The organism is Streptomyces sp. NPDC016469, assembly GCF_040632905.1.
Classification (GTDB): domain Bacteria; phylum Actinomycetota; class Actinomycetes; order Streptomycetales; family Streptomycetaceae; genus Streptomyces.
On sequence record NZ_JBEYCQ010000022.1, the window covers coordinates 62,270 to 86,403 of the forward strand.

The 24,134-nt window shown below is 72.5% G+C and carries 24 protein-coding genes; 12 read left to right on the forward strand and 12 right to left on the reverse strand.

Annotated features, from left to right (window positions below; all coding sequences use genetic code 11):
* Nucleotides 1-118 precede the first annotated feature (118 nt).
* On the forward strand, nucleotides 119-628 hold the full coding sequence (locus ABZ565_RS24245) for a gluconokinase (RefSeq protein WP_361030563.1): 510 nt from the start codon (nucleotides 119-121) through the stop codon (nucleotides 626-628).
* 11 nt (nucleotides 629-639) lie between these two features.
* On the forward strand, nucleotides 640-2,037 hold the full coding sequence (locus ABZ565_RS24250) for a gluconate:H+ symporter (protein ID WP_361030566.1): 1,398 nt from the start codon (nucleotides 640-642) through the stop codon (nucleotides 2,035-2,037).
* On the opposite strand, the gene ABZ565_RS24255 is transcribed toward ABZ565_RS24250, so the two are convergent.
* A complete protein-coding gene (locus tag ABZ565_RS24255; protein ID WP_361030569.1) occupies nucleotides 2,023-2,712 on the reverse strand; it encodes a cytochrome b/b6 domain-containing protein in 690 nt (229 codons plus the stop codon). The two genes, ABZ565_RS24250 and ABZ565_RS24255, sit on opposite strands and share 15 nt — an antisense overlap.
* On the reverse strand, nucleotides 2,654-3,406 hold the full coding sequence (locus ABZ565_RS24260; protein ID WP_361030572.1) for a molybdopterin-dependent oxidoreductase: 753 nt from the start codon (nucleotides 3,404-3,406) through the stop codon (nucleotides 2,654-2,656). The genes ABZ565_RS24255 and ABZ565_RS24260 overlap by 59 nt, the downstream gene beginning before the upstream one ends.
* Before the next feature lie 110 nt (nucleotides 3,407-3,516).
* Between ABZ565_RS24260 and ABZ565_RS24265 the strand changes: the two genes are divergently transcribed.
* Nucleotides 3,517-3,957 carry an ASCH domain-containing protein gene (locus tag ABZ565_RS24265; RefSeq protein ID WP_361030575.1) on the forward strand — a complete coding sequence of 147 codons (441 nt, stop codon included), beginning with the start codon at nucleotides 3,517-3,519 and terminating at the stop codon, nucleotides 3,955-3,957.
* Nucleotides 3,958-3,964: 7 nt separating this feature from the next.
* On the opposite strand, the gene ABZ565_RS24270 is transcribed toward ABZ565_RS24265, so the two are convergent.
* The gene (locus ABZ565_RS24270) at nucleotides 3,965-5,215 is read right to left on the reverse strand and encodes an aromatic acid exporter family protein (RefSeq protein ID WP_361030578.1); all 1,251 of its coding nucleotides are present in this window, start codon (nucleotides 5,213-5,215) and stop codon (nucleotides 3,965-3,967) included.
* Nucleotides 5,216-5,300: 85 nt separating this feature from the next.
* Entirely contained in the window at nucleotides 5,301-6,956 is a 1,656-nt protein-coding gene (locus ABZ565_RS24275) for an FAD-binding dehydrogenase (RefSeq protein WP_361030581.1), read from the reverse strand.
* Nucleotides 6,957-7,138: 182 nt separating this feature from the next.
* On the opposite strand from ABZ565_RS24275, the gene ABZ565_RS24280 reads away from it, so the two are divergent.
* From ABZ565_RS24280 to ABZ565_RS24295, 4 genes are read left to right on the forward strand one after another with little or no spacing between them, the layout of a single operon-like run.
* Nucleotides 7,139-8,029 (forward strand): DMT family transporter, encoded by an 891-nt coding sequence (locus tag ABZ565_RS24280; protein ID WP_361030584.1) that lies wholly within the window; start codon nucleotides 7,139-7,141, stop codon nucleotides 8,027-8,029.
* A 48-nt stretch (nucleotides 8,030-8,077) separates the two neighbouring features.
* A complete protein-coding gene (locus ABZ565_RS24285; RefSeq protein WP_361030587.1) occupies nucleotides 8,078-8,590 on the forward strand; it encodes an NUDIX domain-containing protein in 513 nt (170 codons plus the stop codon).
* Nucleotides 8,591-8,633: 43 nt separating this feature from the next.
* The gene (locus tag ABZ565_RS24290; RefSeq protein ID WP_361030590.1) at nucleotides 8,634-9,029 is read left to right on the forward strand and encodes a DUF202 domain-containing protein; all 396 of its coding nucleotides are present in this window, start codon (nucleotides 8,634-8,636) and stop codon (nucleotides 9,027-9,029) included.
* The gene (locus ABZ565_RS24295; RefSeq protein ID WP_361030593.1) at nucleotides 9,026-9,337 is read left to right on the forward strand and encodes a DUF202 domain-containing protein; all 312 of its coding nucleotides are present in this window, start codon (nucleotides 9,026-9,028) and stop codon (nucleotides 9,335-9,337) included. The genes ABZ565_RS24290 and ABZ565_RS24295 overlap by 4 nt, the downstream gene beginning before the upstream one ends.
* A 48-nt stretch (nucleotides 9,338-9,385) precedes the next feature.
* Here the strand turns inward: ABZ565_RS24295 and ABZ565_RS24300 are convergent, their stop codons facing one another.
* Both ABZ565_RS24300 and ABZ565_RS24305 read right to left on the reverse strand, forming a co-directional pair.
* On the reverse strand, nucleotides 9,386-10,330 hold the full coding sequence (locus ABZ565_RS24300; RefSeq protein ID WP_361030595.1) for an NADP-dependent oxidoreductase: 945 nt from the start codon (nucleotides 10,328-10,330) through the stop codon (nucleotides 9,386-9,388).
* A gap of 47 nt (nucleotides 10,331-10,377) precedes the next feature.
* A complete protein-coding gene (locus tag ABZ565_RS24305) occupies nucleotides 10,378-11,667 on the reverse strand; it encodes a glucarate dehydratase family protein (protein WP_361030598.1) in 1,290 nt (429 codons plus the stop codon).
* A gap of 153 nt (nucleotides 11,668-11,820) precedes the next feature.
* Here ABZ565_RS24305 and ABZ565_RS24310 point away from each other — a divergent pair, with 153 nt between their 5' ends.
* Nucleotides 11,821-12,843, forward strand: coding sequence for a phosphotransferase family protein (locus tag ABZ565_RS24310; RefSeq protein WP_361030601.1), 1,023 nt, complete (start codon nucleotides 11,821-11,823; stop codon nucleotides 12,841-12,843).
* A gap of 6 nt (nucleotides 12,844-12,849) precedes the next feature.
* Complete coding sequence (locus ABZ565_RS24315) at nucleotides 12,850-14,064, forward strand: acyl-CoA dehydrogenase family protein (RefSeq protein WP_361030604.1); 1,215 nt, start codon at nucleotides 12,850-12,852, stop codon at nucleotides 14,062-14,064.
* Between the two features lie 16 nt (nucleotides 14,065-14,080).
* Here the strand turns inward: ABZ565_RS24315 and ABZ565_RS24320 are convergent, their stop codons facing one another.
* Nucleotides 14,081-14,245 (reverse strand): hypothetical protein, encoded by a 165-nt coding sequence (locus tag ABZ565_RS24320; protein WP_361030607.1) that lies wholly within the window; start codon nucleotides 14,243-14,245, stop codon nucleotides 14,081-14,083.
* Between the two features lie 74 nt (nucleotides 14,246-14,319).
* Between ABZ565_RS24320 and ABZ565_RS24325 the strand changes: the two genes are divergently transcribed.
* Nucleotides 14,320-15,222, forward strand: a complete 903-nt coding sequence (locus ABZ565_RS24325; protein ID WP_361030610.1) for a LysR family transcriptional regulator — start codon at nucleotides 14,320-14,322, stop codon at nucleotides 15,220-15,222.
* Here the strand turns inward: ABZ565_RS24325 and ABZ565_RS24330 are convergent.
* Genes ABZ565_RS24330 through ABZ565_RS24340 form a run of 3 tightly spaced genes read right to left on the reverse strand, consistent with a single transcriptional unit; the run spans nucleotide 15,212 to nucleotide 18,264 of the window.
* On the reverse strand, nucleotides 15,212-15,805 hold the full coding sequence (locus tag ABZ565_RS24330; protein WP_018103668.1) for a TetR/AcrR family transcriptional regulator: 594 nt from the start codon (nucleotides 15,803-15,805) through the stop codon (nucleotides 15,212-15,214). The genes ABZ565_RS24325 and ABZ565_RS24330 overlap by 11 nt on opposite strands.
* Nucleotides 15,806-15,844: 39 nt before the next feature.
* Nucleotides 15,845-17,503 carry an AMP-binding protein gene (locus tag ABZ565_RS24335; RefSeq protein WP_361030614.1) on the reverse strand — a complete coding sequence of 553 codons (1,659 nt, stop codon included), beginning with the start codon at nucleotides 17,501-17,503 and terminating at the stop codon, nucleotides 15,845-15,847.
* Nucleotides 17,500-18,264: an SDR family oxidoreductase gene (locus ABZ565_RS24340; protein ID WP_361030617.1), complete on the reverse strand. Its 765-nt coding sequence runs from the start codon at nucleotides 18,262-18,264 to the stop codon at nucleotides 17,500-17,502. The genes ABZ565_RS24335 and ABZ565_RS24340 overlap by 4 nt, the downstream gene beginning before the upstream one ends.
* 184 nt (nucleotides 18,265-18,448) lie before the next feature.
* On the opposite strand from ABZ565_RS24340, the gene ABZ565_RS24345 reads away from it, so the two are divergent.
* Nucleotides 18,449-19,741, forward strand: coding sequence for a DUF1343 domain-containing protein (locus ABZ565_RS24345; protein ID WP_361030620.1), 1,293 nt, complete (start codon nucleotides 18,449-18,451; stop codon nucleotides 19,739-19,741).
* Between the two features lie 89 nt (nucleotides 19,742-19,830).
* Here ABZ565_RS24345 and ABZ565_RS24350 read toward each other — a convergent pair whose 3' ends face one another.
* Complete coding sequence (locus tag ABZ565_RS24350) at nucleotides 19,831-22,671, reverse strand: penicillin acylase family protein (protein ID WP_361030623.1); 2,841 nt, start codon at nucleotides 22,669-22,671, stop codon at nucleotides 19,831-19,833.
* Between the two features lie 229 nt (nucleotides 22,672-22,900).
* Here ABZ565_RS24350 and ABZ565_RS24355 point away from each other — a divergent pair, with 229 nt between their 5' ends.
* On the forward strand, nucleotides 22,901-23,512 hold the full coding sequence (locus tag ABZ565_RS24355) for a hypothetical protein (RefSeq protein WP_361030626.1): 612 nt from the start codon (nucleotides 22,901-22,903) through the stop codon (nucleotides 23,510-23,512).
* Nucleotides 23,513-23,553: 41 nt separating this feature from the next.
* Here the strand turns inward: ABZ565_RS24355 and soxR are convergent, their stop codons facing one another.
* Nucleotides 23,554-24,066, reverse strand: a complete 513-nt coding sequence (soxR, locus tag ABZ565_RS24360; protein ID WP_361030629.1) for a redox-sensitive transcriptional activator SoxR — start codon at nucleotides 24,064-24,066, stop codon at nucleotides 23,554-23,556.
* Nucleotides 24,067-24,134: the final 68 nt, after the last annotated feature.

The following is a 24,134-nucleotide window of genomic DNA, read 5'->3' on the forward strand; positions in this document are numbered from 1 at the left end:
CGAGGACATTAAGTACGACGTTTACGTCACACCCTCTTGAATAAGTCGTACGTATGAGTTTCAGTGGCGCGACGGACCGATGTCGAGGAAGACATCGAAGAGACAGCGAGGCACCGCTATGAGCACCCCCCACGTCGTCGTGGTGATGGGCGTGGCAGGGACCGGCAAGACCACGATCGGTCCCCTGCTCGCCGACGCACTGGGCGTCCCGTACGCCGAGGGCGACGACTTCCATCCCCCCGCCAACATCGCCAAGATGTCGGCCGGCACCCCGCTGGACGACGCGGACCGGTGGCCCTGGCTCGACGCGATCGGGCGCTGGGCGCACGGCCGGGCGGGTCTCGGCGGGGTCGTCAGCAGCTCCGCGCTCAAGCGCTCCTACCGGGACCGGCTGCGCGCCGAGGCCCCGGGCGCCGTCTTCCTGCACCTGACCGGCGACCGGTCCCTCATAGAGGAGCGCATGGCGGCCCGCAAGGACCACTTCATGCCGACCGCGCTCCTCGACTCGCAGTTCGCCACCCTCCAGCCCCTGGAGGACGACGAGGCCGGCGTCGCCGTGGACGTCTCCGGCACCCCCGAAGAAATCACCCAGCGAGCCGTCGCCGCGTTGCGCCGGCTCGACAGCTAAGGACCACCACCGTGACCAGTCTCAGCGTCGAGACGCTGGCAGCGGACGCCGTCGAACCGATCACCTCGGCCGGCAACGCGCAGTTGGGCATCGCCGTCCTGGCGGGCATCGCCGTCATCGTCCTGCTCATCACCAAGTTCAAGATGCACGCGTTCCTCGCGCTCACCATCGGCTCGCTGGCGCTCGGCTCGTTCGCCGGTGCCGCGCCGGCGAAGACGATAGCGAGCTTCACCGCGGGCCTCGGCTCGACCGTCGCGGGCGTCGGCGTCCTGATCGCGCTCGGCGCGATCCTGGGCAAGCTGCTCGCGGACTCCGGCGGCGCCGACCAGATCGTGGACACGATCCTGGCGCGGACGAGCAAGCGGGCCATGCCGTGGGCGATGGTCCTCATCGCCTCGATCATCGGCCTGCCGCTGTTCTTCGAGGTCGGGATCGTCCTGCTGATCCCCGTCGTGCTGCTCGTCGCCAAGCGCGGCAACTACTCCCTGATGCGCATCGGCATCCCGGCCCTGGCCGGCCTGTCCGTGATGCACGGCCTCATCCCGCCGCACCCCGGCCCGCTCGTCGCCATCGACGCGCTCGACGCCAACCTCGGCGTCACGCTGGCCCTCGGCGTGGTCGTCGCCATCCCGACGGTGATCCTGGCCGGGCCGGTCTTCTCCCGCTTCGCCGCCCGCTGGGTGGACATCAAGGCGCCGGAGAAGATGATCCCGCAGCGCCCCTCCGAGGACCTGGAGCGCCGTCCCGGCTTCGGCGCCACCCTCGCCACGATCCTGCTGCCCGTCGTGCTGATGCTGATCAAGGCGCTCGTGGACATCGTCGTGGACGACCCGGAGCAGGGGCTGCAGAAGGTCACCGACGTGATCGGCTCGCCGCTGATCGCGCTCCTCGCGGCCGTCATCGTCGGCATGTTCACGCTGGGCCGGGCGGCCGGCTTCACCAAGGCGCGGCTCTCCACCACCGTCGAGAAGTCCCTCGCCCCGATCGCCGGCGTGCTGCTCATCGTGGGCGCGGGCGGCGGCTTCAAGCAGACGCTGATCGACGCGGGCGTGGGCCAGATGATCCTGGACTTCTCCGAGGACTGGTCGATCCCCGCCCTGCTCCTCGGCTGGCTGATCGCCGTCGCGATCCGGCTCGCGACCGGCTCGGCGACCGTGGCCACGATCTCGGCGGCCGGCCTGGTCGCCCCGCTCGCGGCCGACATGTCGACCTCGCACGCGGCCCTGCTGGTCCTCGCCGTCGGCGCGGGCTCGCTCTTCTTCAGCCATGTCAACGACGCCGGCTTCTGGCTGGTGAAGGAGTACTTCGGCATGGACGTGGGCCAGACGGTGAAGACCTGGTCGGTGATGGAGACCATCATCTCCGTGGTCTCGCTGGTCTTCATCCTGCTGCTCTCACTGATCCTCTAGCCGGTCCCCCGCCCGCTCGCCGGGTGCCCACAACGGGTGCTCGCGGCGGGCCCACTCCCGGCCCACCGACCCGGAGCGCATGCCGCGGCGTGCCTCCGGGTCGGCGTACGCCAGGGCGATGTGGCCGGCCAGCACCAGGCCGGCCGCGAGGGCCAGCCAGTCGTGGACGAAGGTCGCGGCGGTGCGCCACGCCAGCGGGGCGAACCCGGTGAACCACATCAGCAGTCCGGTGCCCGCCATGACCAGCACCGCCCCGGCGATCCACGCCGCGTACAGCTTCTGCCCCGCGTTGAACTTGCCGGCCGGCCGCGCACCGGGCCGCCGGTCCCGCCGCAGCGCCGCCCGCAGCCACTGCCGGTCGTGCGGCCCGAACCGGTTGAGCCGCCGCAGGTCCGCCCGCAGCGACCGCGCCGCCAGACCCGCGAGCAGCGGTACGGGGACGAGCAGCCCGGACCACTCGTGCACGGTGACCACGAGGCGGCGGCGCCCCACGAGTTCGGCGAGCTGCGGCACGTACAGGCAGGCGGCCGACGCCACGCACAGCAGCATCAGGGCGGCGGTGGCCCGGTGCACCAGGCGCACCGGGCGGGCGAACCGGTGGACCCGGCCGGCCGGTTCAGACGGTGGGGGCGTCGTCGCGGCCGTTGGACCGGCCGACCCAGGCGTCGACGTCATAACCGAGCTTCTCCCAGTAACCGGGGCGTACGGAGTCCGTGACGGTGATCCCGGAGAGCCATTTCGCCGACTTGTAGAAGTACATCGGGGCCACGTAGAGCCGTACCGGCCCGCCGTGCGCGTGCGACACCGGCTTGTCGTCCATCCGCAGCGCCACGAGCACATCGGCGCGGCGGGCCTGGGCGAGCGTCAGGCTCTCGCTGTAGGTCCCGTCGAAGCAGGTGAAGCGGACGGCCCTCGCCCCGGGCCGCACCCCGGCCGCGTCGAGCAGGGCGGAGAGCCGCACCCCTTCGAAGGGGGTCGAGGGCACCCGCCAGCCGGTGACGCACTGGACGTCCCGGACGGTCCGGGTCTGCTCCATGCCGTGCAGGGCGTCCAGCGTGTACGTGGCCGGGCGGTCGACCAGCCCGTCGACCTTGAGCCGGTAGTCGGCGGCGCCCTTGGCCGGTACGGAGGAGGCCACGGAGTAGTAGCGGAAACCGCCGCCGTTGGGCAGCAGCCCGGTGAGCCCGGTGGGGTCCTTGCCGGCGACCGCGCCCAGGCCGGATTCCAGGGTGCGTTGCAGCACGGGCGCGGCGACGAGTCCGGCGGCGCCGAGCCCCAGCATGCCCAGGAGCACGCGGCGGCCGACGGGGGCGCCGACGCCGTCCGGGCCGTCGGCCTCCGGGCCATCGTCGGGTGGGGAAGTGTTCACCCGACGATTCGAGCACCCGGGGCGCCCGTGCGCCAGGGGCGGCGGCGGGCCGTCACCGTCCCGTCAGATTTCCCGTGCGCCGGTCCGGGACCCGGTGCCAGACTGACGGCATGCCGAACCGCGAAGCGCTCAAGCCCTGCCTGTTCGCCTTCCCCGGCCCGCTCCGCGACCAGCTGGTCGCCGCGGTTCTGGACGGGCGGAAGGTGTCGACCTCCGGACTGCTCGTGGAGTACGAGATCGAGAACGAGGAGCTGCCGCCGGTCGGTGAGCGGTCCGCCCTGATCGACTCGGACGGCCGGGAGATCGCCGTACTCGAAGTGACGGAGGTACGGGTGCTGCGGCTGGCGGACGTCGATCTCCAGCACGCGCTGGACGAGGGCGAGGGCTATGCGTCGGTCGCCGAGTGGCGGGCGGGCCACGAGCGGTTCTGGCACAGCGAGGAGATGCGCGACGCGCTCGGCGACCCGGAGTTCACGGTGGACGACGAGACGATGATCGTCGCCGAGCGGTTCCGGGTGGTCGAGCGCATCGAGGCGGGCGCGGAGGGCTGACCGGGTCTCACCGCACCTCGGCCTCCGTCCGCTTGCCCCGGCCCGCGCCCTTCACCAGGCCCAGACGGCGGCGGAACGCGAGCAGCCGGGGGTGGCGTTCGTGCAGCACGGCCGAGCGGCGGTCGAGCTCCTGGCCCAGGCGCTCGGCGCGCTTCTCGATGTCGAGCTCGTCCAGGATGCGGTCCACCTCGGCGAGGAGCGCCCCGTGCAGCTGCCACTTCCGGGGGTGCTCCTGGACGGCGGCCAGCAGCATGTCGGCCACCAGGTCGCGGGTCCTCCGGCTGGCGTCGAGTGCCTCGGTGAGCCGGTCCTCGGCCTCCTCGGCGCTGGCGGCGACCGGGGTCGTGATGAGCAGCGAGAAGCTCTCGATGGCCCCCGCCATCTGCTCGAACAGTTCCGTGATGTGGGCGGCGACCTCGGCCGGGAAGAGGGGTGCGTCGCCCCGGTCCTTGGCGAGGTCGGTCAGGGTCCTGGACAGCACCCGGACGACGACGGCGCAGATCTCCAGCGTGTCGAGGCCCGTCCGCAGCACGACGCGGTGCAGCAGCCCCTGCCGCACCCTGGGGTTGTACATGAGGCTTTCCTCGGCCTGCCGCAGCGAGGCGTCCACCTCCACGATGTCGTGGTCGAGACGGCGGGCCCGGTGCAGCCGCTCGGCCGCCTCCGGAACGGTGACCGGCCGTGCGAGGTCGCTCCCCAGATCGCGGAACATCTGCCCCATCTCGCGCGCCAGTCCGTCGATGGAGGCGCCCGCGGTCTGCACCCAGACGGGCGGGGCGAACAGCAGGTTGAACAGCAGGCCCACGCCGGCGCCGATCAGCGTCTCGTACACGCGCTCCCACGCCATGCTGGAGCGCGCGGATTGCGAGGTGACGCCGAGGACCAGCATGGCGCTGATCGCCACCTCGGGGACGAACTCGTCCACCCGCACCAGTCTGCCGATGATCAGCGCCGTGAAGATGGTCAGCCCCAGGCTCCACCAGGAAATCCCGACCAGGGCACTGAAGCCGCTCGCGATGAGGACGCCGACGATGACGGCCACCACACGCTTGACCGACATGTTGACGGTGGCGTAGAGGGTGACCTGGACGACGAGCAGCGCGGTCAGCGGTGCGGTCAGGGGTGCGGGCTCGGTCAGGGTCGCGGTCGCCACGGCATAGGCGATGACCGCGGCGCCCGTGGAGCGCAGGGTCTGCGCCGCCACGGGCTCCGTGGTGCGCCGGACGAGGTTGATGACGGGTTCGGCTACTCCTGGCATCTTCTTCCCATGCCCGGATAAACGCGTCTCCCCACGGATCCGCCCCCGGAACCCCACCGGACGGACGCGCCCGGGGCGGAAAGGTTCAGCCGACCGCCTTCGCCGCCGCCCGGCCCGCCGCGCGGCCGGAGAAGATGCAGCCGCCCAGGAAGGTGCCCTCCAGCGAGCGGTAGCCGTGCACCCCGCCACCGCCGAAGCCGGCCGCCTCCCCCGCGGCGTACACCCCGGGCAGCGGGGTGCCGTCGCCGGTCAGGACGCGCGAGGAGAGATCGGTCTCCAGGCCGCCGAGCGACTTGCGGGTCAGGATGTTCAGCCGTACGGCGATGAGCGGCCCGGCCTTCGGGTCGAGGATGCGGTGGGGCGTCGCCGTGCGGATCAGCTTGTCGCCCAGGTAGCTGCGGGCGCCCCGGACCGCGGTGATCTGGAGGTCCTTGGTGAAGGGGTTGGCGATCTCCCGGTCGCGGGCGGTGATCTCGCGGCGCAGCGCGTCCTCGTCGATGAGGCCGTCCCCGGTGAGCGCGTTCATGCCGCGGACGAGGGAGCCGAGGTCCTTCTCCACGACGAAGTCCACCCCGTTGTCCATGAACGCCTTCACGGGGCCCGGGACGTCGGCGCGGGCGCGGCCGATCACGCCGCGGACCGACTTGCCGGTCAGGTCCGGGTTCTGTTCGGAGCCGGAGAGCGCGAACTCCTTGCCGATGATCTTCTGGTCCAGCACGAACCAGGTGTAGTCGTGGCCGGTGCGCATGATGTGTTCGAGGGTGCCCAGCGTGTCGAAGCCGGGGAAGAGCGGGACGGGCAGCCGCTTGCCGGTGGCGTCCAGCCAGAGCGAGGACGGGCCGGGCAGGATGCGGATGGCGTGCTTGTCCCAGATGGGGTTCCAGTTCTCGATGCCCTCGGTGTAGTGCCACATCCGGTCGCGGTTGATGTGGTGGGCGCCCGCCTTCTCGGCGACGCCGAGCATCAGTCCGTCGACGTGCGCGGGCACGCCGGAGAGCAGCTTGGCCGGCGGGGTGCCGAGCCGCTCGGGCCACTGGGCGCGTACGAGGTCGTGGTTGCCGCCGATGCCGCCGGAGGTGACGATCACCGCCTGGGCCCTCAGCTCGAAGGTGCCGGTGCTCTCCCGGCCGCTGGCGGTCCCGCGCGGCGCGGCGCTCGGCTCCAGTATCTCGCCGGTCACCGTGTCGACGGCGCCCCCGGTGCGGGCGAGGCCGGTGACCCGGTGGCGGAAGCGGAAGGTGACCAGGCCCTTGGCTACGCCCTCGCGGACCCGGCGCTCGAAGGGGGCGACGACGCCGGGTCCTGTGCCCCAGGTGATGTGGAAGCGGGGGACGGAGTTGCCGTGGCCGTTCGCGTCGTAGCCGCCGCGCTCCGCCCAGCCGACGACGGGGAAGAACCGCATGCCCTGGGCGTGCAGCCAGGAGCGCTTCTCACCGGCCGCGAAGTCGACGTACGCCTCGGCCCACTTGCGCGGCCAGTGGTCCTCCTGGCGGTCGAAACCGGCCGTGCCCAGCCAGTCCTGGAGGGCCAGTTCATGGCTGTCCTTGACGCGCATCCGGCGCTGTTCGGGCGAGTCCACGAGGAAGAGGCCGCCGAAGGACCAGTGCGCCTGGCCGCCGAGCGACTGCTCGGGCTCCTGGTCGAGCACGAGGACCGAGCGCCCCGCGTCCACCAGCTCCGCGGTGGCCACGAGCCCGGCGAGCCCCGCCCCGATCACGATCACATCAGCGTCGTACGCCATGGTTTCCATCCTTGTCGGGGCTCGCGAAGTTACTCGTGCGTCAGATCTTGGGCACCGCACCTCCCGGCGTCAACCGCCCGGTCATCCGCCCCGGTCGGCCGCGCCGTCGCCGCACCGGCCGGGGCGGGCGGTTATCGTCGGAACACATCACCCTCCTCCGGCCTGACGTGGGGTGGACAAGCGTGTCGGTGCTGGTCCTCGTGCTCGGCGTGACGGCCGCCTGCTGCCTGGGCTTCGGCTTCGTGTTCCAGCAGGCCGCCGCCGCCCACGCGCCCAAGCGCGACTACCTGACGTTCCGGCTGCTGCTCGACCTGATGAAGGTGCGCAGCTGGCTGGCCGGCATCGGGCTCATGGTGTGCGGCATGGTGCTGGGGGCGCTGGCGCTCGGCAAGGGCGAGGTCTCCGTCGTGGAACCGCTGCTGGCGACGAACCTGCTCTTCGCGATGGCCCTGTCCCGGCACCGCACCGGCCAGCGGCTCGGCCGGCAGGGCTGGGCGGGGCTCTGGCTGCTGGCCCTCGGGGTCGCGGCGTTCCTGGTGGCGGGTGAGCCGAAGGGCGGCGAGGCGGTGTCGAGCCCGCTGCGGCACTGGCTGGTCGTCGGGGTGGTGGCCGGGCTCGCCCTGCTGCTGACCGCGTTCGCCAAGCGCCGCAGGTCGCGGGCGTCGCCGGCGCTGCTCGCGGTGGCGGCCGGGCTGCTCTACGGCTTGCAGGACGCGCTGACCCGGGTGACCGGTGAGCGCTTCTCGGAGGGCGGCTGGTCGGGCCTGCTGACGTCCTGGCAGCCGTACGCGGTGCTCGTGCTCGGGGTGACGGGCCTGCTGCTGGTGCAGAGCGCCTTCGAGACGGGTCCGCTGCGGATGTCGCTGCCCGCGCTGACGGCGGCCCAGCCGCTGGCCGGGATCGCCTGCGGGATCGGGTTCCTGGGCGATCAGGTGCGGACGGACCCGGGCGCGCTGGCCTGGCAGGCCGCGGGGCTCGCGGCGATCGTGACGGGCATCGTGCTGCTGGGGCTGCATCCGGCGATGCCGGCGGGCCCGGTGCGGCGCGGTACGCACAGCCTTCAGCGGCACTGAGCGCGGGGCGGTGCCGGGCCGCCGGGGGCCTGCGCTTGGATGGCGGTCATGAACCCTTCTGACGAGATCCTGGACATCGTCGACGAGAACGACGTGGTCGTGGGGCAGGCCCCACGCGGCGAGGCGACCGCCCGGGGGCTGCGCCACCGGTGCGTCTTCATCGAGGCGCGGGACGCCGAGGGCCGGGTCTTCGTGCACCGCAGGACCGCGAGCAAGCTGGTGTTCCCCTCGCACTACGACATGTTCGTCGGCGGGGTGGTCGGCGCGGGTGAGAGCTACGACGAGGCGGCGCTGCGGGAGGCCGAGGAGGAGCTGGGCGTCTCGGGGCTCCCGCGCCCGGAGCCGCTGTTCAAGTTCCTGTACGAGGACGGCCTCCATACCTGGTGGTCGTCGGTCTACCGGGTCAGGTGCGAGCTGCCGGTGAACCCGCAGGTGGAGGAGGTCGCCTGGCACACCTTCCTGGACGACGCGGAACTGGAGCGGCGGCTGGGCGACTGGCTGTGGGTGCCGGACGGGCTGGACTGCTACCGGCGGCTGCGGGCGTTCCAAGAAGCCGGCTGAGCCGATCGGAAGTGGACGGAAAAGCGGCGGATAAGGTCCACGCGTGAACGAATTCGTACAGAGCCTGCGGCTGTGGTTCGCACCGGAGCGCGTCCGCGCCGAGGGCGAGACGCCCGACTACCGCTTCTCGCTCGCCAACGAGCGGACCTTCCTCGCCTGGATCCGGACGGCGCTGGCCCTGATCGGCGGGGGTTTCGCGGTCGACCAGTTCCTGCCGGAGCTGTCCTGGGGGGTGCGTGCGGGTCTGGCGCTCGCGCTGCTCGCGGCCGGTGTGCTGTGCGCGCTGCGGGCGGTCAACCACTGGGTGCGGTGCGAGCGGGCGATGCGGCGTGGCGAGGACCTGCCGGTCTCGCGTTTCCCGACGCTGCTGAGCGTCGCGGTCGCCGTGGTGGCGGTGGCGATGGTGGTGGTGGTCCTCTTCGGCTGGGAGGGCCGGTGACCGCCGGGGAGCGCGACCCGGGACTCCAGCCGGAGCGGACCCGGCTGGCGTGGCGGCGTACGACTCTGTCCTGCACGGTGGTCGCGGTGCTGGCCGTGAAGCAGACCCTGCACGGCGGGGCGACGGGCGCGGGGGTCGTCGCGCTGTCGCTGAGCGCCCTGGCCTGGCTGGGGTTCCTCCTGGTCGCGAACCGCCGGGTGCAGTCCATGGGCGGCGCCCGTCCGCAGCCCATGGAGGCGGCGGGCGCGATCACGGCCGCCGCGTGCACGGTGGCGCTGGCGGTGTTCGCGGCGGCGATGCTGTTCTGACGGCGGCTCCCCGGCCCCCCACCTCGCCGGCGCGTCCCGGTCCCCCGCTCACCCTTCCGGCGCGTCCCAGTCCACGGTGACGACGATCTTGCCCCGGGTCCGGCCCTCCGCGTTGAGCCGCTGGGCCGCCGCCGTCTCGGCCAGCGGGAAGACCCGGTCGACGTGCACGGTGACGATGCCCTGCTCGGCCAGTTCGGCGAGGTGGGCCAGGTCGTCGGCGTCGGGCCGGACGAACGCGTACCGGCCGCCGTAGGAGAACACCTCGGTGTCCACGATGGAGGCCAGGCGGCCGTCGGGGGCCAGGGTCTCCGCGGAGGCCCGCAGCGCGTCCCCGCCCACCGTGTCGAAGGCGGCGTCGATGCCGTCGGGGGCCAGTGCCCGCAGCCGGTCCGCCAGCCCCTCCCCGTACTCCACGGGCTCCGCGCCGAGCGTGCGCAGGTGCTCGTGGTTGCGTTCGCTCGCGGTGCCGATGACGCGGCAGCCGGCGTGCCGGGCGAGCTGGACGGCGAGCGAACCGACGCCGCCCGCCGCCGCGTGGACGAGGACGGTCTCGCCCTCCTGGACGCGCAGGACGCGGTGGAGGACCTGGTAGGCGGTGAGTCCGGCCAGGGGCAGGCCCGCCGCCTCCTCGAAGCTGAGGCGCAGGGGCTTGCGCGCGAGGGTGCGCACGGGCGCGGCCACGTATTCGGCGAAGGTCCCCCGGCCGAGGAAGTCCTCGCGCACGTAGCCGATGACCTCGTCGCCCACCGCGAACTCGTCCACGGCGACGCCGGGCTGGACGACGACCCCGGAGACGTCCCAGCCGGGGATCACCGGGAAGACCGTGTCGAGCAGGCCGTCCAGGTTGCCTTCGCGGGCCTGCCGGTCGACCGGGTTCACGGCCGCCGCCCGGACCTTGACCAGGACGGTGTCGGGGCCCACCTTCGGGTCGGGCCGCTCGCCGTACTCCAGGACGCTCTCGTCGCCGAATCCGCTGTAACTGATCGCCTTCATGCTCCGACCCTCGCGGCCGGGCGGGGCGCGCGCAACTCAGCCGGGTGTCACCAGCGCGGGATCGACGGGGTCCGCCAGTCCGGCTCGGCCTTGCGCATCGCGGCGGCGTCGTCCCGCTCGCGCATCGTGCCGTCGTCGTCGAGCCAGCGGCGGTGCAGGGCGGCGAGCCGGTCCCGGTCGAGTTCGACGCCGAGGCCGGGGGCGTCGGAGACGGTGAGGCGGCCGTCCTCGAAGACGTGGCGGGCGGTGATGACGTCCTCGGTCTGCCAGGGGTAGTGGCTGTCGCAGGCGTAGTCCAGGTTGGGGACGGTGGCCGCGACGTGCGTCATCGCGGCGAGGCTGATCCCCAGGTGGGTGTTGGAGTGCATCGAGAGCCCGACGCCGTGCAGGCGGCAGATCGCGGCGAGCTCGCGGGTGCGGTGCAGCCCGCCCCAGTAGTGGTGGTCGGACAGCACGACCTGGACGGCGTCCCGGGCGAACGCCTCGGGCACCTCGGCGAGCGTCGTGACGCACATGTTGGTGGCCAGCGGCACGCCGGTGGAGGCCGAGACGGCGGCCATCGCGTCGGTGCCGGCCGCCGGGTCCTCCAGGTATTCGAGGACGTCCTTCAGCTGCTCGGCGACGTACAGCGAGGTCTCCACGGACCAGGCGCCGTTGGGGTCCAGGCGCAGCGGCTGCCCGGGGAACGCCTCGGCGAGCGCGCGGACGGCGGCGATCTCCTCGTCGGGCGGGAACACGCCGCCCTTGAGCTTGAAGGAGGAGAAGCCGTGGTCGCGGGCGAAGCGGCGGGCCTGGGCGACGACGCCGGCCGGGTCGAGGGCCGCGCCCCAGTCGTCGCGCTCGCCCCCCTCCGGGTGCCCGGCCCAGCGGTAGAAGAGGTACGCGCTGTACTCGACCCGGTCGCGGACCTTGCCGCCGAGCAGCGCGTGCACCGGGAGCCCGACGGCCTTGCCGAGCGCGTCCAGGCAGGCCACCTCGAAGCCGGAGACGACCGAGAGCCGCAGCTTGTCCGCGGTCCGGACGCCGCGCAGCCCGCCCGCGTCGACCCGCTCGTCGGCCTCCCGTGAATCGCCGCACACCTCGTCGGCCAGGGCGAACAGCCCGTTCACATCGCTGACCGGCCGTCCGGGCAGGGCGGCGGCCAGCGGCTTCGCGAGTTCCAGGTACGTGCCGTCGCCGTAGGTCTCCCCGATCCCGGTGACCCCGCCCCGGGTGACGACCTCCACGATGAGCCGGGGCGTGTACGGCTGGTGGACGCCCTGGGTGTTGAGCAGGGGCGGGTCGGCGATGAGGATCGGGGTGAGCCGGACTTCCTCGATGAGCAGCGCGGTATCCATACGTGAACCCTATTCAGGGATGCGATCGAACACCAGGGGCCCGGCCCGACCGGTACAGGAGACTCCACATCCGGTTCGGGGCACGCACTGGACGACATACCGACTGGTCGGCATCATGAGAGCGACCGTTCGCCCACCCCGGAGGTACGCACGATGAGCCACGTCCATCCGCCAGGTCTCGATCTCGACCGGCTGCGCGGACACCTGGACCGCGAGCGCCCGGGACTGGTGAACGGACCGCTCGACGCCCGCGTCGTGGAGGGCGGCCGGTCGAACCTGACGTATGTCGTCACCGACGGCACGGGGCAGTGGGTCGTCCGCCGGCCGCCGCTGGGGCACGTCCTGGCCACCGCGCACGACATGAAGCGCGAGCACCGGGTGATCAGCGCCCTGCACCCGACGGCGGTCCCGGTCCCCGAACCGCTCCTGCTCTGCGAGGACGACTCGGTCGTCGGCGCGCCGTTCTACGTCATGGAGTACGTCGAGGGCACCCCGTACCGCACGGCGGAGCAGCTGGCCCCGCTCGGCCCGGAGCGCACCCGCGCCGCGGTGCTCGCCCTGGTCGACACGCTGGTCGAGCTGCACGCCGTGGACCCCGAGGCGGTCGGGCTCGGCGACTTCGGGCGGCCCGAGGGCTTCCTGGACCGGCAGCTGCGCCGCTGGGGCAAGCAGCTGGACGCCTCCCGCAACCGCGAGCTGCCCGGCATCGAGGAGCTGCACGCGGCGCTCGGCCGCGACCTCCCCGTCTCCCCCGCGCCCACCGTGGTGCACGGCGACTACCGCTTGGACAACGCGCTGATCGGCGCCGACGACGAGATCAAGGCCGTCCTCGACTGGGAGATGTCCACGCTCGGCGACCCGCTCACCGACCTCGGGCTGCTCGTCATGTACAGCTCCGACCTGGGGCTGCCCGAGTCGCCGGTCTCCACCACCAGCGGCGCGCCCGGCCACCCGGCCCCCGCCGAGCTGATCGAGCGCTACGCGGCCCGCTCCGGCCGCGACACCTCCGCCATCTCCTGGTACACCGCGTTCGCCTGGTTCAAGCTCGCCGTGATCCTGGAGGGCATCCACTACCGCTACACCCTGGGCCAGACGGTCGGCGGCGGCTTCGACCGCATCGGCGACCTCGTCCCCGTCTTCATCGAGCACGGCCTCACCACCCTCCAGGAAGGCTGAACCCCCATGGACTTCGCATTCGACGCCCGTACCGAGGAGCTGCGCGCCCGGCTCCTCGCCTTCATGGACGAGCACGTCTACCCGGCCGAGCGGATCGCGGACGAGCAGCGCGCCGAGCTCGACTCGCCGTGGCAGACCCCGCGCATCGTGGAGGACCTGAAGGCGGAGGCCCGCCGGCAGGGCCTGTGGAACCTCTTCCTGCCGGGCACGGAGCACGGGGCGGGGCTGAGCAACCTCCAGTACGCGCCGCTGGCGGAGATCCTCGGCCGCTCGCCGCGTCTGGCGCCCACCGCGACGAACTGCGCGGCGCCGGACACCGGGAACATGGAGGTGCTGGCCGAGTTCGGCACGGACGAGCAGAAGAAGCGGTGGCTGGAACCGCTGCTGGCCGGGGAGATCCGGTCGGCCTTCGCGATGACGGAGCCGGAGGTCGCCTCATCGGACGCGACCAACATCGAGACCCGGATCACCCGGGACGGCGGTGACTACGTCATCAACGGCCGCAAGTGGTACATCTCCGGGGCGATGAACCCGGACTGCGAGATCTTCATCGTGATGGGCAAGACGGACCCGGACGGTGCGGACATCCGCCGCCAGCAGTCGCAGATCCTCGTGCCCCGGGAGACCCCCGGTCTGACGGTGAAGCGCGCGATGCAGGTGTACGGCTACGAGGACCACTGGCACGGCGGCCACGCGGAGGTCGTCTTCGAGGACGTGCGGGTTCCGGCGTCGAACCTGATCGGCGAGGAGGGCGGCGGCTTCGCCATCGCCCAGGCCCGGCTGGGTCCGGGGCGCATCCACCACTGCATGCGGCTCATCGGCATGGCGGAGCGCGCCATCGAGCTGATGTGCCGGCGCGCGGTCTCCCGTACCGCCTTCGGCAAGCCGCTCGCCCAGCAGGGCGTCGTGCAGAACTGGATCGCGGACGCCCGGGTCACCGTCGAGCAGCTGCGGCTGCTGGTGCTGAAGACGGCCTGGCTGATGGACACCGTCGGCAACCGGGGCGCGCACACCGAGATCCAGTCCATCAAGATCGCCACCCCGCGCGCGGTGGTCGCCATCCTCGACCAGGCGGTGCAGCTGCACGGCGCGGGCGGCGTCAGCCAGGACTTCCCGCTGGCCGAGCTGTGGGCGTCGGCCCGGACCCTGCGGCTCGCGGACGGCCCGGACGAGGTCCACCAGCGCTCGCTGGCCCGGCGGGAGATCAAGAAGTACTTTTAGGACGTGTCCCCGGCCGTCAATAGCCCCCGGACGGTACGTGATCGGCCAGGGCCAGTTCGCGGGCGAAGGCCCGTACCCGCAGCAGGGTGCGGGCCAGCAGCCGGGCCGGAAGGGGGCGGTGGGGGCCGTAGGCCACGGTCCACAGGGCGGGGATGCGGGTGGAGCTCTGGATGTGCGCCATGTATCCAGCTTGGCCCCGGTGCGGGAGGCGGTCCAACAGATGGATTCGCTGGCACCCATCGATATCGTAGATGCATGGAGATACGCCAGCTCCGCCACTTCATGGCGGTGATCACGCACGGCAGCTTCACCGCCGCCGCCCGCGCCGAGCTGATCGTGCAGTCGGCGCTCAGCACGTCCGTGCGCAACCTGGAACGGGAGCTGGGCGCCGAGCTGTTCGACCGCACCGGCCGCCGGGTTGTCCTCACCGAGGCGGGCCGGGCGCTGCTGCCCGCCGCGCGGACGGTGCTCGCGGGGACGGACGCCGCCCGGGACGCGGTGGCGGCCGTGTCGGGCCTGGCCACCGGACGGGTCCGCGTCGGCACGATCCAGACGCTGACCTGCGTCGACCTGGCCGCCGAACTGGCCGCGTTCCACCGGCTGTGGCCCGGGGTGCAGATCTCACTGCGCGAGGCGACGACACCGGAGCTGGTGGCGGCGGTGCGCGCCGGGGAACTGGACCTCGCCTATCTGGCGCCGGACACCGCCGAGCTGCCCGAGGGCATCACCGCGTTCGCCACCTGGCACGAGGACCTGGTGCTGATCACCGCGCCCGGGCACCCCCTCGGGCGGGCGGGGCGCACCCTGATCAAGGACCTCGCCGACGAGCCGTTCGTGGACTTCCGGGCGGGCACGGGCCTGGAGACGGCGGTGCGCAGGCTGGCCGCGCACTGCGGTCTGGAGCGCCGGATCACCTGTGACGTCACGCAGATCCGGCTGCTGGTCGACCTCGTCAGGGCGGGCATCGGGGTGGCGATCGTGCCGCGCCGGATCGGGGAGGACGCGGGGCTGCCGTGCGTGACCATCCGGCAGCCGGAGCCGGGCCGGACGGTGCTGCTGGTGGGCCGGGCGCCCCGGCCGCGCAACCCGGCGGCGGAGGCGCTGCTCGGGCAGCTGTGCGGCGGGGAGCCCGTGGAGGGGGCTCCCGTTACGGTCTGAGCGCCCGCAGCAGCAGGTCGGCCAGGTGGTCGGCGACCTCCTGCGGGGTGAGGGGGCCGTCCGGGCGGTACCAGGTCGACAGGTGGTGGACCGAGCCGAAGTGGTAGTCCACGATGAGGTCCGCCGGGGTGGCCGTCGAGAACACCCCGCTGCGCTGGCCCTCCTCGACCAGGGCGCGGAACCGCTCGTGGTAGCGCCGCCGCTCGCCCCGTACCTGCTTGTTCTTCTCCGGGCTCAGGTGGTGCATGGAGCGGAAGAAGATCGAGGCGTCGTCCAGGTTCTCGATGGTGGTGACGACCACGTCGGCCGCCGCGTCGCGCAGCCGCTGCTCGATGGGCGCCTCGGCGTTCGCGAAGGCGTCGAGCCGCTCCTGCTGGAGGCGCAGCACCCGGGCGTACACCTCTTGGAGCAGGTCCTCCTTGGAGCCGAAGTAGTGGTACAGCGCCCCCTTGGTGACGCCGGCCGCCTCCACGATCTCCTGCACCGAGGTGCGGTCGTAGCCCTGCTCGGCGAAGAGCCGGGTGGCGGCGGCCAGCAGTCGCTGGGGGACGGGGGTGCCGCTCCCGTCCGTCTCCTTGGCCATAGCCGCCGCCTTCCTTCCGTGCGTACGCGTATGTCTGTTCTAGCGGGCTGAACGCAGTTCCCGCCTGAGGATCTTCCCACTCGCCGTCTTGGGCAGCTCGGCCAGGATCTGGACCTCGCGCGGGTACTTGTACGCGGCGAGCCGTTCCTTGCAGTACGCGCCCAGCTCGTCCGGCTCCGCGGACGCGCCCGGACGCAGGCTGACGTAGGCCCGGACGGTCTCGCCCCGGTAGGCGTCGGGCACGCCGACGACAGCGGCCTCGCGGACGGCCGGGTGCGTGTAGAGGACGTCCTCCACCTCGCGGGGCCACACCTTGAACCCGGAGGCGTTGATCATGTCCTTCTTGCGGTCGACCACGTAGAGCCAGCCCTCGCGGTCCATGAAGCCGATGTCGCCGGTGCGCAGCTCGCCGTCGGGGAAGGCGGCCGCGGTGGCCTCGGGCAGTCCCCAGTAGCCGGAGACGACCTGCGGGCCGCGCACCGCGATCTCGCCCTGCTCCCCGAAGGGCACCTCGGCGCCGTTCTCGTCCAGGATGCGGACGACGGTGTCCGGGCCCGGCACGCCGACCGAGAGGGTGCCGGAGACCGGGTCGACGGGGGCCTCGCGCTCCGGGGGCACGGAGGCGCAGGGGGCGGTGCACTCGGTCAGCCCGTAGCCGTTGCGTATGTACGGGCCGAAGCCCGCCCGGAACTTCTCCACGAGCGCGGGCGGCAGCGGCGCGCCGCCGGAGGAGATGACCTGGAAGGACGCGAAGTGCTCGGGGGTCACGCCGGGCGTCGCGGCCAGGGCCATGAAGGCGGTGGAGGGGCCGACCGTGTACGCGGGGCGGTGCTCGGCGAAGGCGTCGAGGACGACCCCGGGGTGGAAGCGGTAGGCGAGGACGAGGGTGCCCGCGTTGGTGAGGCAGGCGGCCAGCTGGCAGACCATGCCGGTGATGTGGAAGAGCGGGGCGAGCGCGAAGTAGGCGGCGCCCTCGGGGACGGGGTGGCCGGTGCGCTGGCGTTCGGCGTTGACCATGATGTTGCCGTGGGAGTTCATGGCGCCCTTGGGGGTGCCGCTGGTCCCGGAGGTGTAGCTGATCAGCGCGGTGTCGGCGGCGGTGGGCTCCCGGCCGGCGGGGGCGGCGAGGCCCCGGCGGGCGACGGCGACCAGGTCGTCGGCGTCCCCGGCGGCGGGCAGCCGCTCGAAGTTCAGCACCCGCTCGTCGTTCTTCGTCTGGAGGTCCAGCTCGCAGGCGGTGAGCGCGATCCGGACGCCGGGCGCGGCCGCGGCGGTGTCCCGGAGGTAAGCCTCCCAGGCCCGGTCCGAGCAGATCAGGGCGGTGACCCGGGCGTCCTTGAGTACATGGCCGACCTCGGCGGACTTGTACATCGGGTTGAGCGGGACGACGGTGGCGCCGGCCTTCCAGGCGCCGAGGAGCGCGAGGACGAACTGCGGGGAGTTCTGGAGCATGATCGCGACCCGGTCGCCGCGCTCCAGGCCCCGGGCGGCGAGGTGGCCGGCCACGGAGTCGGAGAGCCCGTCCGTCTCGCGGTAGCTCAGGCGGCCGTCGAAGTAGGCGAGCGCCGGGTGGTCCGGGGAGCGGCCCACCGACGCGCGGAAGGCGTGCACCAGGGTCTCGGCGGGGTGGACGGGGGCCCGCTGGGCCTCGCTGAGCAGCGGGAGCCAGGGCTTCGCCGCGTAGATGGACTCGGTCATGCTCCGGTCTCCTCCCAGGTGCGCTGGAGGCGGTTCATGCCGCGGATCCAGCGGTCGGTGTCGGTGGCCCTGGCTTCGTAGTAGCGGCCGACCTCGGGGTGCGGCAGGACCAGGAACCGGTCCTCGGCCATGGCGTCGAACAGGGCGTCCGCGACGGCCTCGGGCTCGATGGCGCCGGGGGTGAGGACGAGCTCGCCGGCCGATCCGGCGGCGGTGAGCATGTCGGTGCGCACGCCCTGCGGGCAGATCGCGTGGACCTTGACGCCCCGGTGCCGGTAGGTCAGCGACAGCCACTCCGCGAAGGCGACCGCGCCGTGCTTGGTGACGCTGTACGGGGCCGCGCCGATCATGGTGAGCAGCCCGGCGGCGGACGCCGTGGAGACGAACCGGCCGCTGCCGCGCTCCAGCCAGTCCGGGAGCAGCGCGCGGGCCGCCCGGACGTGGGCCATCACGTTGACGTCCCAGGCCGCGGCCCAGACCTCCTCGTCGGCCATCGGGTCGCCCGGTGAGGCGAGGCCCGCGTTGGCGCAGTAGACGTCGATGGTGCCGTCCAGGGCGTCCCGGGCCGCTTCCACGATCCGGGAGGCGTCCCCGGCGACCGGGATGGCGCCGGTCTCCTCGGCCAGCGCCTCGATCCGGGACGTGTCGAGGTCGTTGACGACGACCCGTGCGCCCTCGGCGGCGAATCTGCGGGCGAGGGCGGCGCCGATGCCGCCTCCGGCCCCGGTGACCACTACGCGCGCGCCCTGCACCGTACTCATCGCTCTCGCACCTCTCAGCCGACTGCACGGGCAGACTAACCAGTCGGTATGTCGCGTGGGAAGGGGTGGGGGCGTCTCGTCGGCCACTCCCGGCGCGGCAGCCCCGTCCGACACGTTCCCCCGGGCCCGTCGGCGCGCTAGCGTGCGTGACCATGACACTCGTCGCGATCTTGGAGGTAGCCGAATGAGCCTGTCCAGGCGTGGTTTGCTGACCGCCGGCGGTGCGATGGGAGCCCTCGCGGCCACGGCCGCCTCGGCCGGCCCCGCAGCCGCCGGTACGTCGCACGGCAAGGGCCACGGGCACGGGAACGGCCACGGGGGCGGGCAGCGGGTCCGTACCGGCTTCGACCGGCTGGCGGCGGACGGCTACGCCCTGCTGAAGGGGCAGCGCGTCGGCGTCGTCACCAACCCGACCGGGATCACGTCCGACGTCCGGCACATCGTGGACGTGATGCACCCGGACAGCCGGGTGGACCTCACCGCGGTCTTCGGCCCCGAGCACGGCTTCCGGGGGACCGCGCAGGCGGGTGGCTCCGAGGGCCGCTACGACGACCCGGCGACCGGGCTGCCGGTCTACGACACGTATCTGAAGAGCGGTCAGGCGCTCGCCGACGTCTTCACGGCGTCCGGCGTGGACACGATCGTCTTCGACATCCAGGACGCCGGGGCCCGCTTCTACACGTACATCTGGACGCTGTACGACTGCATGGAGGCGGCGGCGCTCGCGGGCAAGAAGTTCGTCGTGCTGGACCGGCCGAACCCGGTGTCGGGGCGAGCGGCGCTCGGGCCGGTGCTCGACCCGGCGTTCGGCACGTTCGTGGGGCGCCGGGAGATCTCCCAGGCGCACGGGATGACGGTGACCGAGCTGGCGCTGCTGTTCAACGGGGAGTTCCTGAAGGACCGCCCGGCGGAGCTGGAGACCGTCAAGATGGCGGGGTGGTCGCGCGCCGACTTCTTCGACGCCTCGGGCCTGCCGTGGGTGCCGCCGAGCCCCAACATGCCGACGCCCGACACGGCTCTCGTCTACTCCGGCACCTGCCTCTTCGAGGGGACGAACCTGTCCGAGGGGCGCGGCACGACGCGCCCGTTCGAGCTGCTGGGCGCGGAGGGCATCGACCACGCGTGGGCGGACGCCGCCAACGCCCTTGAGCTGCCCGGGGTGGCGTTCCGCGAGGCGTACTTCGCGCCGACGTTCTCGAAGTTCCAGGGCAGGACCGTGGGCGGGGTGCAGCTGCACGTCCAGGACCGCGAGGTCTTCGACCCGGTGCGTACGGGGATCGCGCTGCTGATCACCGCGAAGCGGACGTGGAGCGGGTTCGCGTGGCGGTCGGACAACTGGATCGACAAGCTGACCGGCAACACGCGGGTGCGCACGATGATCGACGCGGGGGCGGACCTGGACGAGGTCGTCGGCGCGTGGGCGGACGACCTCGCGGCGTTCCGGGCCGTGCGGAAGCGGTATCTGCAGTACCGGTGAGCGGGCGGGCGGGCCCGCGTGGAGCGGTGATGCGGGTGCGGGCCCGCCCGGCGCAGCGGTTCCGTCCTCAAACGCCGGACGGGCTGGGTTTACCGGTGGCTCGGGAACTCCACCACCTGCTGGTACGTCGGGCGGTTCTGCCAGTGGATGCCCTTCTGGGCGATGCCGCCCAGTGCGCGGTGGATGATCGAGTCCGTGCACCACTGGTCGCCGGCCTCGCAGCTGTCGTCGCCCGGGTAGACCTCGGCCGCCGGCACCGCCGCCGCCTCCTTCAACGAGGACAGCAGCGCCGAACGGCAGGCACTCAGGTCGCCGCCTCCGCAGTACGACTTGGCCAGCGGGCCCTTGACCGGCTGCCCGAGCACCTGGCGCAGGTCCTTGTCGGCGAAGCCCCACCAGCCGTACTGGAAGGCCGAACCGCTGTGCGCCCCGCTCGGCCCGTGGCTGGCGGCCGGGGACTCGTCGGTGGCGACGTTCGCGGTGAGCGCCCCGTACAGGTCGTCACCGAGACCGGGCCGGAACTCCGCCTCGATCAGCCTCGGCCACCAGGCGTCCATGATCCGGACCGCGTCGGCGTGCCCGTACGTGTGGGAGCCGGGGCTCGTCTCCTTGCGCTGGGCGCCCGCCGCGCGCCAGGAGTCCAGCTGCTGGACCACCGCGTTCAGGTCCGGGTCGGTGACGGGCTGGGAGCGGATGACCTTCAGCAGCTCGGGCAGCAGCTGTTCGCCGCGCAGGTCGGTGAGCGCCGCGTCCGCCATGGCCCGGGTGAGCGAGGCGCGGGTCACGCCGCCCTCCTCGACGAGCTTCGAGACCCGGTCGTCGAGCAGGTCGCCCCGGTGCACCGCGCTGAGCCCGAAGCCGGCCGCCGCGTACCCCTCGGCCTGCTTGTTGTTCCAGGAGATGTAGTAGTCCTGGCCGCTGGAGTGCGGGTGCTCGGCGAAGGCGGTGTACGAGGCGGTGTTGGCGGCCGGGTCGTAGCCCTGCCACTCGTATGCCTTCTCGGCGCGGATCGGGAGCGCCGGGTCGACGCCGGGCGCGCGCACCGGGTTCATCCCGCTGTTGTAGTACGCGGCGGTGCGGGAGTCCGCGTAGAACCAGTTGAAGGCGTAGTCGATGTCGCTCGCCGCCCGCTGGAAGGACGCGGCGTCGGTGACGTACGCCGGGTCGTTGAGCATCTGGAAGCCGATGATCGAGTCGGCCTCGTGGCGGTAGGTGGAGCGGAGCGTGGTGTACGCGACGGGCTTGCCGGCCACCGTGGCGCGGTGCGTGACGATGCCGTAGTCCGTCCGCCAGACCTGCATCCGGTACGAGCCCTTGGCGGTGGAGTCGGCGACCGTCGGCTTCCAGGAGTTGGTCTTCTCCATCTTCTCCATCGCGGTGCAGGTGCCCCGGTAGAGGTAGTGCGTCGAATCCTTGGTGGGCGTGGAGCCGTCGGGCTCGCACAGGTCGATCGCGTAGGTGTCGGTGATGTCCTGGCCGGCCGAGGTGGCGCTCCAGGCGTAGTCCTGGCCCCGGCCCATCTGGATGTACATGCCGACACCGGCGAAGGAGACCCCGCGCGCGCTGATGCCGGGGCCCTGGAGCTCCTGGAGCATCATCAGCTGCGGGGCGAAGTAGCCGGTCTGCGGCCCGAACACGGCGACCGGGTGCCCGCTCGCGGTGTGCTTGCCGGACACCAGCAGGGCGTTGGACATCCCGCGCTTCTGGGCGCCGGAGCCGGAGCCGGGCAGCGAGCCCTCCGGGATGACGCCGTCGTCGAAGATGCCCTGCGCCTTCTTGAGCGTCGCCGGTGCCTTGACGGGGGCCTTCACGCCGGTGCCGGCGGAGCCGGTGCGGTCGTGGATCAGCGGCTCGGCGGTGACCGAGCCCCGGTCCGGGAGGGCCGTGCCGACGGCCTTGCCGGGCTTGCCGGCGTACGGGAAGGAGGTGCCGTCGTGGATGGTGAGCACGGCCTCGGGGTCGTTGCGCTGGCGGAACGACTCCCAGACCCTCGTGCCCTCGGCGACGCCGTACTTCTGCTGGGCGGAGAGCAGCGACAGCGCCGCCTGCACCTCGCCGCCGCCCCCGCCGCCGAACTGGCCGCCGACGACCGAGGCGATGGAGATCAGGTCGGTGAGCTTGAACGGCTGGATCTCGCCGATGTTGGTGAGGGCGTCGATCTTGCCGGTCAGGACGTACTCGCCGGGGAAGTAGCGGCCGTCCTTCGACTTCTTGCGGTAGGCGTTGATGCCGTCGACGTACGCCTGCGCGTCCGCCATGGCCTGTTCGCCCCTGGCCCCCTCATGGGTCCTGATGTACTCGACCTGGGCCTCCAGATCGGCTTCGGTGTACGGGGCCTGCGGCCAGAACTGCTGCTCCAGTCCCTGGTTGGCGAGGGCCCCGCCGGCGAACGAGGTCAGTTCGCCGCGCCCGATGTGCCGGAAGAGGTCCATCAGCCACAGCCGGTCCTGCCCGGCCGCGTACCCGGCGCCGAACTCGGTGCCGTAGCGCGTGGTGCCCTTGATGTGCGGGACGCCGGAGGACTTGTCGCGGGTGATGGTGACGTCGTCGCGGGGTGAGGTGACGGACTCGACCTGGTCCTTCGGGACGCCGAAGGAGGCGTCGTTGAAGAAGTCGGTGAGCTTCTGGTCGGTGAGCCCCGTGTGGCCGGCCACCAGGCCGTCGTACCGGTCGAGTTGGTCGTCGCTGTGCGCGGGGTGGGTGCCGAACGCCTTGTTGCCGAGGATCTCCACCAGGGTGGCGTTGCCGTTCTCGCCGGGCGGCAGGATGTCGTCGCACTGCCCCTGGCAGTAGTCGGGGACGGGGTCCGCCTCGGCGGCGCCCGCGTGGGGAGCGGCGGCGAGCAGGGACGTACCGAGGGCGAGAGCCGCGGCGAGTGCGGCGGCTCTGGTGGTACCGGTGCGGGCGGTCATACGGGTGCGTGGGGGCATGCGTACTCCTCCGAGAGGCCGATGCGCGGCAGGTTACTGGCGGTACGACCGGCCGGTAAGGTGAACATCGGTCACCTTTTCCGAATCACCACATGCCGATGGATTCTGTGCGGCGTCTCATCTTTCGGACGCTTCGGGCCTTGGATGGAGCCGATCCGGGCAGTCGTACGTCCATCCCCTGACGCCGAAGTACGGGCGACGGAGTACGAGCGACGGAGGTGGCGGCTCAATGGCCGGTTTCCGGAGTCTGGCGAGACAGGTCCGCGACCCGAGGAGCGATCTGGCACTGCGGCGGTACTCGCTGCGCAAGTGCCTGGAACGCTTCGCCCCCTACGGGCACCGGGCGACCTGGGACCATCTGTGCGCACGGCACGGCATAGCCCCCGAGGACCGGGCCCCGGACCCGGTCCGGCTGGTGCGGGCGCTGGACGAGCTGGAGCGGGCCCGCACGGTCTGGCTCGGTTACGAGGCGGGGTTCGCGGAGCGCCGCAGGCGGGAGAAGCACCGGGGGCTGCGCCGGCCCGGCGCCTTCGACGACTGGCACCGGCGCACCTGGGGCGGCAACGGTGTCGCGCGCTGCGACGACCCGGCGGTCCACCCCTCGGCACCGCTCGCCGAGGTGCTGGCCCGGCTGATCTCGGCCCTGGAGGCGGAGCCGGGTACCGGCTGCCCGGTGTGCGGCAAGACCAGGATCACCTGGCGGCACGACCTGGACAGCGAGCCCTGGTCGGGCCCGGTCTGCACGGGGTGCGGGATCGTGGTGCCGCAGCCCGTGCTCACCCCGGCGGCCCTGGCGCGGGCCCGCCGGGACCGCGCGGGCGAGCTGGCGACGGTGGCCTGAGGGGCGGGCGGTCCGTCGCGCGGGCCGCCCGGCACCCCAGGTCAGCAGCAGCCCTCGACGCTCTCCGCCGGCGCGCGGCTCACCGGCGCGCGGCCCGTCCTGCGCTCCGGCATCAGACGCGAGCCGCTGATCTTCTCGCCGTTGATGTCGTCGGGGTTGGACAGGACGCAGGTCTCCAGCGAGAGGCAGCCGCAGCCGATGCAGTCGGTGAGGTGGTCGCGGAGCCGGCCCAGCTGCTTGATCCGGTCGTCCAGTTCCGAGCGCCAGGCGTGCGAGAGCCGCGCCCAGTCGTCGCGGTTCGGGGTGCGCTCCTCGGGGAGCTCGGCCAGCGCCTCGCGGATGGTGGCCAGCGGGATGCCCACCCGCTGGGCCGCGCGGACGAAGGCGACCCGGCGCAGGGCGTCCCTGCTGTAGCGGCGCTGGTTGCCGCTGGTGCGGCGGCTGCTGATCAGGCCCTTGGCCTCGTAGAAGTGCAGGGCCGACACTGCGGCGCCACTGCGCGCGGAGAGCTGGCCGACGGTGAGTTCGTGAAGTGTCTGCGGGATCTGGGGCACCCGTCGAAGCCTACGTGGCCGGTGCCCGGCCGGTCCGTCGTTGACAGGAACGCACCTGCCAAGGATGC

What these genes read in the sequence shown, in the direction of transcription:
- ABZ565_RS24245 (WP_361030563.1), top strand. Translation starts at nt 119, where the DNA reads ATGAGCACCCCCCACGTCGTCGTGGTGATGGGCGTGGCAGGGACCGGC.
- ABZ565_RS24255 (WP_361030569.1), bottom strand. Translation starts at nt 2,712, where the DNA reads ATGACGTCGACGCCTGGGTCGGCCGGTCCAACGGCCGCGACGACGCCC.
- ABZ565_RS24265 (WP_361030575.1), top strand. Translation starts at nt 3,517, where the DNA reads ATGCCGAACCGCGAAGCGCTCAAGCCCTGCCTGTTCGCCTTCCCCGGC.
- ABZ565_RS24270 (WP_361030578.1), bottom strand. Translation starts at nt 5,215, where the DNA reads ATGCCAGGAGTAGCCGAACCCGTCATCAACCTCGTCCGGCGCACCACG.
- ABZ565_RS24275 (WP_361030581.1), bottom strand. Translation starts at nt 6,956, where the DNA reads ATGGCGTACGACGCTGATGTGATCGTGATCGGGGCGGGGCTCGCCGGG.
- ABZ565_RS24285 (WP_361030587.1), top strand. Translation starts at nt 8,078, where the DNA reads ATGAACCCTTCTGACGAGATCCTGGACATCGTCGACGAGAACGACGTG.
- ABZ565_RS24300 (WP_361030595.1), bottom strand. Translation starts at nt 10,330, where the DNA reads ATGAAGGCGATCAGTTACAGCGGATTCGGCGACGAGAGCGTCCTGGAG.
- ABZ565_RS24305 (WP_361030598.1), bottom strand. Translation starts at nt 11,667, where the DNA reads ATGGATACCGCGCTGCTCATCGAGGAAGTCCGGCTCACCCCGATCCTC.
- ABZ565_RS24310 (WP_361030601.1), top strand. Translation starts at nt 11,821, where the DNA reads ATGAGCCACGTCCATCCGCCAGGTCTCGATCTCGACCGGCTGCGCGGA.
- ABZ565_RS24315 (WP_361030604.1), top strand. Translation starts at nt 12,850, where the DNA reads ATGGACTTCGCATTCGACGCCCGTACCGAGGAGCTGCGCGCCCGGCTC.
- ABZ565_RS24320 (WP_361030607.1), bottom strand. Translation starts at nt 14,245, where the DNA reads ATGGCGCACATCCAGAGCTCCACCCGCATCCCCGCCCTGTGGACCGTG.
- ABZ565_RS24325 (WP_361030610.1), top strand. Translation starts at nt 14,320, where the DNA reads ATGGAGATACGCCAGCTCCGCCACTTCATGGCGGTGATCACGCACGGC.
- ABZ565_RS24330 (WP_018103668.1), bottom strand. Translation starts at nt 15,805, where the DNA reads ATGGCCAAGGAGACGGACGGGAGCGGCACCCCCGTCCCCCAGCGACTG.
- ABZ565_RS24335 (WP_361030614.1), bottom strand. Translation starts at nt 17,503, where the DNA reads ATGACCGAGTCCATCTACGCGGCGAAGCCCTGGCTCCCGCTGCTCAGC.
- ABZ565_RS24340 (WP_361030617.1), bottom strand. Translation starts at nt 18,264, where the DNA reads ATGAGTACGGTGCAGGGCGCGCGCGTAGTGGTCACCGGGGCCGGAGGC.
- ABZ565_RS24345 (WP_361030620.1), top strand. Translation starts at nt 18,449, where the DNA reads ATGAGCCTGTCCAGGCGTGGTTTGCTGACCGCCGGCGGTGCGATGGGA.
- ABZ565_RS24350 (WP_361030623.1), bottom strand. Translation starts at nt 22,671, where the DNA reads ATGCCCCCACGCACCCGTATGACCGCCCGCACCGGTACCACCAGAGCC.
- ABZ565_RS24355 (WP_361030626.1), top strand. Translation starts at nt 22,901, where the DNA reads ATGGCCGGTTTCCGGAGTCTGGCGAGACAGGTCCGCGACCCGAGGAGC.